We start from the raw sequence: 8962 nt of genomic DNA, 5'->3' as shown, positions 1-8962 counted from the left end.
CGGGGTGGGGGAAGGAGACCCGCCGAATGCCTCAAGGCTAAGCCCTTCTGCCGTCAGCCGCCCAATTACAATGCAGTAATCTTCGGGCACGTTTTGTCGCACCATTGCCCGAATCGTCGGTTTTCATAATCCCTACATTCGGGGGAACGGGGGAAGCCTTGCCTTTGCGGCGGGGCTTCTTCTGTTTGGAGGCTACCCCTAGACCACCGAGACCCGCTCGGCACGTCGTTCGCCGCTGGTGAACCTTTGTTCTGGCCAGGCGTTTATAAGGTCCAGCGAGCAACGAACGGTACGGGCTGATCAAATGTCTCGATATGTCCCCCCCAAGGGCTTCTTTGATCCAGACGATCTGGCGGTGATGGAGCATGCTCTCCAAGGCGCTTGGACGGCGATTGAGGCTTCTAATCTATTGGACTTGGCAAGAGACGAAGCCCTGAGACGCGCCGTTTGCGTGAAGCTCTTTTCCGTCACGCGCAGCAAACCGACCGAATCTCGGCTGCTAATGGACGCCTTGCTCGAAACCTTGCGGGAAGATCCTAACGAAAGCGCGTCAATCTCTTGAGTGATCCAGCTCCGTAGCTTTCAGGCGTTAGGCTTGAGTGAAGGGGACGCCTTCTTTCTTACGGCCGGCGGGCGCGGCTCGACGATCGCCGGGCTCCCCTTGGCGGGCATGTTTTCCGGGGGCGTGACGCCCATGGACACATAGACATTCATCAGCCGCTCCACGCCTCCTTCCGCCGGCCTGATCCAATCCGCCGGCACATAGATCAGCGCGCCGCCGAAAGGCACCGGCGCCGAGGGCACCAGCACCGGAATATATTTGTGCTCCCCGATCTCGACCGGCTCGTGAGAAGGCATCAGCGCCAGAACCGCCGCGCTCCCCTCGCCGCCGAAGAAGCACCACACCGGACTCATGCTCTTGAGGCTGTCCTCGTCCCCGCGATCCATGATCGCGACGAATCGTTTGGACAGGTCGTAGACATTCGAGACCAGCGGAATCCGCATCATCAGCCAGTCGAAGCTGTTGGAGATCCATGAGCGCAAGCCGGATTCCACGAGGAGTCCGAGCACGAAGATGATGACGAGGATGATGCCAAGCCCAATGAAATAGGCGATCGTCGACGAGCCATAGACGTTCAGCCCGAGGGACGTAATGAGATTGCCGAGGAAGCTGCCGGGCCCCGCATAGCTTGCCACCAGCGAAGCGACCCACGCGGTCACCGTAACCGTGACCATGATCGGCAAAAGGGCGAGAACCCCCGACAGGAAAATGCGGATAATCCGGCCCACGCCGCGACCCTCCCCGTTAGCGGATGGAGGCTAGCCCATCGCGCGCGTCATTGCACCAGACGCGAAATGGCCGGGACGAATCCCGGCCATTCGTACGCGGAACCTGAACCTGAAAATCTTAGCTCGCGCGCTTCAGCGCATCGGCCGCGGCCACCTGGCGCAGGAAGTTCTCCACGGTGTGGCGCAGCTGCTCAGCCTGGCGCGAGAGATCGCGGCTGACTTGCAGCATCTGCGTCGCCGACTGGCTCGTCTCGTCGACGGCCTTGGTAACGCCGGGCATATGGGCCACCACATCCTCGGTGCCGCGCGCCGCCTGGCGCACGCTGTGCGAGATCTCCGAGGTCGCCGCCGACTGCTGCTGCACGGCGCCGGCGATCTCCTGGGTGTTCTTGTTCACTTCACCCATGGTGATGACAATGGACTGCATGGCCTCGACCGCGCCATTGGTCGAGCTCTGGATGGAGTCGATCTGCTGCTTGATGTCATCGGTCGCCTTGGCGGTCTGGTCGGCGAGCGTCTTCACCTCGCTGGCAACCACGGCGAAGCCACGGCCTGCCTCGCCCGCGCGCGCCGCCTCGATGGTGGCGTTGAGCGCGAGCAGATTGGTCTGCGCGGCAACGTCTTGAATGAGGCTCACTACGTCGCCGATACGCTGCGTCGCGGTCGCCAGGCCTTCGACCTTGAGGTTGGCGGTGCGGGCGTTCTCGGTCACTTGGTTGACGATGCGGCTCGCGGTGGAAACGCGCGTGCCGATATCGCTGACGGAAACGGCCAGTTCCTCGGCGGTCGCCGCCACGGTCTGCACATTCGCCGACGCCTCGTCCGAGGCCGAGGCCACGGAGGTGACGCGCTCGTTCGTGTCGGACGCCACGTTCGACAGCACCCGCGCGGTCTCGTCCATGGTTCGCGCGCTGTCGGCGAAGGCGCCGAGAATGCCGGCGATCGAGCCGCGGAACTGATGGATCAGCTCCTCGGTGCGCTGCTGCGAGGCAAGCCGCCCCTGAACTTGGCTGTCCTGCTCGCTCTTGTGGCTCTCGCTCCACTGAATCGCATCGGCCTGGAAAGTCTTCAGGGCCTTAGCGATGCCGCCCACCTCGTCGGATCGCGCGGCGTGCGGGACGACGCCGTCCATGTCCCATTTGGTGAAGCGCAGAATGACGCTGCTGAGATCGCTGAGCGCCCTTGAGAGGCCGCCGCCCCAGAAATAGCCAAAGCCCGCGCCGAGACCGACCGCGACGACGAGGGTAAGCAGCGCGGCCGCGCCCGCGCTCGGAATCAGTTGCTGGAGCACAAAGGACACGAAGACGGCCATAAGCGCCGTGGCGGCAAAGGCGAGCGTGATTTTCAGGCGGAGAACCATTTGAAATCTCTCAATTTTTTTAAAGCGCAAATTCCGTCCCTAGATGTCGCTGTGGGGACGGCCGATACGGCGAATCCCCCGCGAAAAGCGTGTGGGGGAAGCCTCTCCTTTTGTGGTTAAAACTCCCTTAGGATCGCCCCGTTTTGGGCGACCGCCCGCAAAATATTGCGGGATCGATCCTAGCGCAGCGCCGCGGCGATATTGCCGCCGTCCACCGTCTCGACATGCCCGGTGGTCTTTCGCGCCTTAGCGAGCCCCAGGAACGCTTGTGCCACGTCGTCCGCCGTGACCTCGGCGTGGAGCAAGTTGCCACTCATATAATCGGCCTCCGACAGCCCCCGCGCCTTGGACCGCGCCGCGATCATCTCGTCGGTCAGGAGCCCGCTCCTGATGCGGTCGGCGTTGACCCCATTTGAGCGGATACCTTCGGCGCCGTAATCGAGCGCATATTGGCGCATGAGCAGCATGGTCGCCGCTTTGGGCAAGCCATAGGGCCCGAAATTCTGCCCTGGGTTCACCGCTTGCTTGGAGATGTTGAACAGGAGCACGCCGCCCGTGTCCTGCTTCAGCATGATGCGCACAGCCTCGCGCGCGACGGTCTGATGGGCGAAGAAGTTGAGTTCGAAGCTCTTGCGCAAAGTCTCATCGGAGACATCGCCGATACGCCCCTGCCACGCCGCGCCCGCGTTCGACACCAGAATATCGACGCCGCCAAAGCGCTCGCACACGGCCGCGAACGCCCGCGCCACCTGTTCCGCCTTGGTCACGTCGCATGGGAGGCCGAGCCCTTTCACTTCGGCCGCCGCTTTCTTCGCCGCCTCGCCGTCAATGTCGAGCACCGCGACGGCAGCCCCGTCGCCGGCCAGCGCTTTAGCCGTGGCAGCCCCGATAGCGCCCGCGCCGGTCACCACGGCAATCTGTCCGGTCAGCGGTTTCGCCACCTGCCCTTTCAGCTTGGCTTGCTCGAGGCTCCAATATTCGAGCGCGAAGAGATCAGCCTCGGGTAGCGGGTCGTAGCGGCCGATAGCCTCGGCGTCGGTCACCACTCTGATTGTATTCTCGGCGAGATCGCCCGCGATCGCGGCATCCTTTGCCGTGCGCCCGAGCCCGAACAGACCGACGCCCGGCACCAAGATCACGCGGGGCATGGGATCGAGTTTTGTCTTCGTGTCACCCACCGCCGCGTTCTCACGCGCGAAATAGGCGTCATAGTCACCAATGAACGTATCGACCGCCGACTTCACTGCCTGAGCGAAGTCGTCGAGCTGGCCGGCTTCCGGCGCGGGTACCACCAAGGGCTTGTTCTTGGTGCGGATAATGTGGTCGGGGGTCACCACGCCGCGCTGACTGTAAGAGGTGAGCTCCGCGCCGTTCACGTAGTCGAGGATCTCCGGGCCCGTGCGCAATTCGGCGATGAAGCGGATCGGCTCCGCGGTGTCTTTCTTGATGGCGCACGCCCCGCGCAGGATCGGCGCGATCTCCGCTGCGGTCTCCAGGCTGCTTGCGATCTGCGCGGCCGGGAACACCACCGGGCGGCCCTGGCGCAGGCGGCTTTCGGCGAGCGACACCATCTCGATCATACGTTCGTAAGCTTCACGCGCCGTCTCGCCGAAGGTGAAGATGCCGTGCTTGTGCAAGATCAGCCCTTCAACGTCGGGCTTCTCCTCGAACACTTGGGCCGCCGCCTTGGCGAGCCCGAAGCCCGGCGCGATATTGGGCACGATCCCCATGCGCCCGTCATAGACCTCGCGCGCCAAGGCCTCCCCGTCCGGCTGGTCCACCAGCGCCAGCACCGCGGCCGCATGGGTATGGTCCACGAACTTATGCGGAAGGAAGGCGTGGAGCAGCGTCTCCACGGACGGGTTTGGCGCCGAGGCGTCGAGCAGGTTGAGCCGCTGCAGATTGACCATGGCCTCGTCCGACAGGGCGTCGAGCGCGCGCATCTGCCGGAGCGGCTCGAGCTTCACCGCCGGCAGCCCCCAGGGCTCCATGTCGGCCATGTCGGCGCCCGAGCCCTTGACCGCGATGACCTCGTGTTCCTGGCCGAGATCGTCGGTGGCGCGGGTCTTCACCGAGGTATTGCCGCCCCCATGCAGGACGAGTAGCGGGTCGCGGCCGATTAGCCGCGTGGTGTAGACGCGAAGGGCGATGTCCTCATTGACGCCTTCGGCGCCATAGGCCTCGACCGTCTGCTTCGCGGTGTCGTCGTTCCATTGGCTTTGCATGGCGCGGGTTTTGGCAAGTTTCGCACCGCCCGGCAAGGAAAGAGCGCGCTTCCAGCTTGCGGCGAAAAATCCTCATTTCCGCCCCGGTCGGATACCGATTCGCAACATATTTGCATGAATTATAGGAAGTTAGGGGCATATCTGGATGAGGGAAGTCAAAGGTGGGTAGTTTCCGTAACGCGTACCATCCCGAGCGGCACTATATGCGCGGCCCGGGACCGAAATGGCACGCAAAGCACACGGCCTCGCTTGTCGCCGCCGCCGGTCTCCAACCGATGGTGAGCGCGAACGCGCCACGCGCGGCCAATAGGACGGCCATGGGGGCGGCGGGCCAGAGCACCGTCATGACGTGGATCGCGCCGACGGCGGCGGCCGCCGCGCTCGGCTTCATGGCCGTGATGGTGCTGGCTTAAGGCACACGTGCGAGAGCCGAAGAAGCAAGGCGCCGGTGGGAAATATCCGCCGGAGCCCGCGCCTTTATCCGTTCCTCAACGCGTGAAGTCTTAAAGTCTTGAATTCATGGGGTTCCCTTCTGGGGAACCGATCCCCATCTCCTAGGTTAGCTGAGGAGGGGCCAACCCCTAACGCTCGAGGTAAACACCCATGCGCGGAGTTCTTCTTACGGCCCTAGCGGGCCTCCTTGTCGTCTTCGTCGTCGCGAGCCCCAAGCCCGCGTCGGCCCTGCCCGCAGCCGCGGCGCTGAACTACAGCCACGCCAGCGGGGACCTAATCGAGGTCAAGAAGCGGTACAAATACAAAAAGAGGTATAGAGGCCGCTCCTACCGCGGGCCTCGCTACCGGCCCTACCCCTATTATAGCAGGCCCTATTACCGGCCTTATCGGTATTACCGGCCCTATCCCTACTACTATCGGCCGTACTACCGCCGCTCAGGCGTCAGCCTCTGGTTCGGCTGGTAGGCTGATCGGTAGCTGATTTGATCGACAAGAAAGGCGCGGGGCTTCGGTCCCGCGCCGCTCTCTGGTCTTTAGTCGCGGATGACGACCAGCCGGTCCGTTCCTGACTCCGCGCCCCACATCTCACCCGGACGTCCGAGCATCTGGCGCACCGAGGCGTCTTTCTTGTTGCTCGGGAAGCTTCCGAAGGTCTCGGTCTTGGGATCGAACTTCAAAATAGCGTTGGCGCCGAAATCGCTGACCCAAACCATATCGTGGTCATCCACGAAGACCGCATAGGCATGGGGCTCGTTGCCCGGGAGCTTGTAAACCGTCCAGTCCTTCTTGGCCGGATCGTAGAAGCTGAGATTGCCGGCGTTCCATTCGCTCACCCATAAGCGTCCCTTGGAGTCGGCCCAAACGCGCCGCGTGCCGACGCCTTCGCTTTCGGGCTCGATGACATTGGTCTCGCCGGTCTCCAAGTCCGCCTTACCCAGGAAGGAGCCGGCGAGCGACACATAGTAGATGTCGCCGGACGGGGTTGCGGCGATGCCGTAGGGCCCCCTGCCCTTCGGCGACTTCCAGACATCCATCTTGCCCGTCTTGGGATCGAGCCGACCATAGAAGCCGGTCTGCCCGGTGAACCAGACACGGCCCTCGCCGTCGAAGGCGGCCGTATTCATATTGGCGTTGCTGGCGTCATCGGGCAGCGGAAAGACCTCGACCTCTTCGGTCTTGCCGTCGACACGCACTATCGCGTTGAGGCCGCTGTCGGTGACCCAGGCGTCGCCGTTCGGCCCCACGATTACGACATGGGGGCGCGAACCGTGCCCAAGCGGAACGCGGGTGATCTTGCCCGTCTTGGGATCGAGGCGGTCGAGGGCGCCTTTGTGCTGCGCCGTGTACCAGACCGTTCCATCCGGGGCCGGCGCCACGTCGTGCGGGTGGTCGCCCGCACCCACGTCGTAATACTGGACGTCAGCGGCGCGTACAGGCGCGAGGCCAAGGAAAAGGGCAAGCCCGAGGCTCACGATGAACGTGAGATGTGATTGCATACGGCGAAGCCTAGTGTCCGATTGTGTACGCCAAAAGGCGGACTAGGCCGCCGCTTGCTCCCGGTGCTCCGGATAGAGCAGCCGCAAGCCCTCCGCCGTCGCTGGCGTCAGGCCGCGCTCGGTAATAAAGCCGGTGATGAGCCGCGCCGGCGTCACGTCGAAGGCGTAGTTCGCCGCGGGGCTGTCTTGCGGCGTGATCGTCACGGTGGCGACCGAGCCGTCCGGCAACCGGCCGGTCATCTGCGTCACCTCCGTGGCGTCGCGCTGCTCAATGGGGATGGCGCTGCCGTCGGTGAGGCTCCAATCGATGGTCGAATGGGGCAGCGCCACGAAGAACTGCACCCCGTTATCCTTGGCAGCGAGCGCCTTCAGATAGGTGCCGATCTTGTTGGCCACGTCGCCGCTCGCCGTCGTGCGGTCGGTGCCGACGATGCATAGATCCACGAGCCCATGCTGCATCAGATGGCCGCCGGTATTGTCGGCGATGACCGTGTGCGGCACGCCATGGGCGCCGAGCTCGAATGCGGTGAGCGAGGCGCCTTGATTGCGCGGGCGCGTCTCGTCGACCCAAACATGGACGGGCAGTCCCTCATCGTGAGCGCGATAGATGGGCGCCAGCGCCGTGCCCCAATCGACCGTGGCGAGCCACCCGGCATTGCAATGGGTGAGGATGTTCACGCGCTCGCCCTGCTTGCGCTCCGCATGGGCTTGGATCAGCCCGACGCCGTTCTCGCCGATCTTCCGGCAGGTCTCCACGTCTTCGTCGCAGATCTCGCCGGCGCGGGCGAAGGCCGCCGCCACGCGCGCCCCTTGCGGCAGCTCCGTCAGCTCCTTCTTCATTTCATCGAGTGCCCAGCGCAGATTGACGGCCGTGGGGCGCGTCGCCGCGAGCGCCGCGCAAGCCCGGTCGAGACCATCATCGGAAGCGTCGGCCCGCATGGCGAGCGCTACGCCGTAAGCGGCCGTGGCACCGATCAGGGGCGCGCCGCGCACTTGCATGGACGAGATGGCGTGCGCCGCGTCTTCGAGGGTCCGCAAAAGGACGATCTCGAGCGCGAAGGGCAGCTTGGTCTGGTCGATGATCTCGGCCGAGACGCCGTCTTCGCCGAGCCAGATGGTCCGATAGGGTTTGCCGTCGATATTCATAGGCGTGGCTTAGCACACCCGGCCCTGCAAGTTGAGAGCCCTACTCCCCCTCGAAGGAGATCAGCGTGTGGCACTCCACCCCCAGTTCGGCGAGGCGCGCGCGGCCGCCGAGATCCGGCAGGTCGATGACGAAGGCCGCGCCCACCACCTCGGCTCTCAGACGGCGCAACAGCTTGACGGCGGCGACCGCCGTGCCGCCGGTGGCTATCAAATCGTCGACCAGCAGAACCGGCTCGCCAGGGCTGAGCGCGTCCTCGTGAACCTCGATGACGTCGATCCCGTATTCGAGCTCGTAATCTTGGCCGATGGCCTTGGCCGGCAGCTTGCCCTTCTTGCGGATCGGCACGAAGCCGCAACGCAGGCGGTCGGCCGCAGCCCCGCCCAGAATGAAACCGCGCGCCTCGATGCCGGCCACCGACTCCACCCGCTGGTCATGGAACGGCCTGACCAGATCCTCGACACAGGCCCGAAAGCCGGTCGCATGGCCAAGCAGCGTAGTGATGTCGCGGAACATGATGCCCGGCTTCGGATAATCGGGAATGGTCCGCACGAGACCCTTGAGATCGATGTCGCTGGGCAAGGTCATTCTCCACGAGAGCCGAAAGGCGCGGCGCCTTGATACTGGAACGTGTCCGGGCTGACTAGGGGCGGATCAGCCGTTCAACACCCGCCCGGCCACCGCGTCGAGCTTTTTCAGGAGCTCGGGGTCGCGCGCTTCCGGCGCGGTGATGATCGCTGTGTCCAGCGCTTGGTCGGAGCCGATCGGACATGGCTCGTGCTCGCGCGGGAAATCTTTGGCGATCCGCGCCACGAGCCGTGCGCCTTTCTCGGCGTTCGCCGTAAGCACGCGGATGATGTCCTGCACGGTCACCGCGTCATGGTCCGGATGCCAGCAGTCGAAATCGGTGACCATGGCGACCGTCGCGTAGCAAAGCTCCGCCTCGCGGGCGAGCTTGGCCTCCGGCAAATTGGTCATGCCGACGACCGAGTAG

Annotated in this window: 9 protein-coding genes; 2 read left to right on the top strand and 7 right to left on the bottom strand. The window is 64.2% G+C overall.

The annotated features are described in order from the left end of the window. Window positions 1-582: 582 nt before the first annotated feature. From ACSLE4_RS01010 to ACSLE4_RS01000, 3 genes are all read right to left on the bottom strand, one after another. Window positions 583-1290, bottom strand: a complete 708-nt coding sequence (locus ACSLE4_RS01010; RefSeq protein WP_435902629.1) for a DUF502 domain-containing protein — start codon at window positions 1288-1290, stop codon at window positions 583-585. A gap of 118 nt (window positions 1291-1408) precedes the next feature. Continuing rightward, window positions 1409-2650, bottom strand: a complete 1242-nt coding sequence (locus ACSLE4_RS01005) for a methyl-accepting chemotaxis protein (protein ID WP_435902628.1) — start codon at window positions 2648-2650, stop codon at window positions 1409-1411. A gap of 179 nt (window positions 2651-2829) precedes the next feature. Further along, a complete protein-coding gene (locus tag ACSLE4_RS01000; RefSeq protein ID WP_435902627.1) occupies window positions 2830-4875 on the bottom strand; it encodes a bifunctional aldolase/short-chain dehydrogenase in 2046 nt (681 codons plus the stop codon). 161 nt (window positions 4876-5036) lie between these two features. On the opposite strand from ACSLE4_RS01000, the gene ACSLE4_RS00995 reads away from it, so the two are divergent. Further along, window positions 5037-5288 (top strand): hypothetical protein, encoded by a 252-nt coding sequence (locus ACSLE4_RS00995; RefSeq protein ID WP_435902626.1) that lies wholly within the window; start codon window positions 5037-5039, stop codon window positions 5286-5288. 190 nt (window positions 5289-5478) lie between these two features. Beyond that, window positions 5479-5793: a hypothetical protein gene (locus tag ACSLE4_RS00990; RefSeq protein WP_435902625.1), complete on the top strand. Its 315-nt coding sequence runs from the start codon at window positions 5479-5481 to the stop codon at window positions 5791-5793. A gap of 68 nt (window positions 5794-5861) precedes the next feature. On the opposite strand, the gene ACSLE4_RS00985 is transcribed toward ACSLE4_RS00990, so the two are convergent. From ACSLE4_RS00985 to ACSLE4_RS00970, 4 genes are all read right to left on the bottom strand, one after another. Then, window positions 5862-6824 carry a Vgb family protein gene (locus ACSLE4_RS00985; protein WP_435902624.1) on the bottom strand — a complete coding sequence of 321 codons (963 nt, stop codon included), beginning with the start codon at window positions 6822-6824 and terminating at the stop codon, window positions 5862-5864. A 42-nt stretch (window positions 6825-6866) separates the two neighbouring features. Continuing rightward, window positions 6867-7970, bottom strand: coding sequence for an S-methyl-5-thioribose-1-phosphate isomerase (gene mtnA / locus ACSLE4_RS00980; protein ID WP_435902623.1), 1104 nt, complete (start codon window positions 7968-7970; stop codon window positions 6867-6869). A gap of 40 nt (window positions 7971-8010) precedes the next feature. Further along, window positions 8011-8556 (bottom strand): adenine phosphoribosyltransferase, encoded by a 546-nt coding sequence (locus ACSLE4_RS00975; RefSeq protein WP_435902622.1) that lies wholly within the window; start codon window positions 8554-8556, stop codon window positions 8011-8013. Window positions 8557-8622: 66 nt separating this feature from the next. Then, window positions 8623-8962 (bottom strand): phosphorylase family protein (locus tag ACSLE4_RS00970; protein ID WP_435902621.1); only part of this gene is annotated, 340 nt, incomplete at its 5' end.

The sequence above is a fragment of the Methyloceanibacter sp. genome, from assembly GCF_051306395.1.
GTDB lineage: Bacteria > Pseudomonadota > Alphaproteobacteria > Rhizobiales > Methyloligellaceae > Methyloceanibacter.
This window is presented reverse-complemented; position numbering and strand designations above follow the sequence as displayed.

Coding starts and splice junctions, on each gene's coding strand:
- ACSLE4_RS00990 (WP_435902625.1), top strand. CDS start 5,479: ATGCGCGGAGTTCTTCTTACGGCCCTAGCGGGCCTCCTTGTCGTCTTC.
- ACSLE4_RS01000 (WP_435902627.1), bottom strand. CDS start 4,875: ATGCAAAGCCAATGGAACGACGACACCGCGAAGCAGACGGTCGAGGCC.
- ACSLE4_RS01005 (WP_435902628.1), bottom strand. CDS start 2,650: ATGGTTCTCCGCCTGAAAATCACGCTCGCCTTTGCCGCCACGGCGCTT.
- ACSLE4_RS00975 (WP_435902622.1), bottom strand. CDS start 8,556: ATGACCTTGCCCAGCGACATCGATCTCAAGGGTCTCGTGCGGACCATT.
- mtnA (WP_435902623.1), bottom strand. CDS start 7,970: ATGAATATCGACGGCAAACCCTATCGGACCATCTGGCTCGGCGAAGAC.
- ACSLE4_RS00985 (WP_435902624.1), bottom strand. CDS start 6,824: ATGCAATCACATCTCACGTTCATCGTGAGCCTCGGGCTTGCCCTTTTC.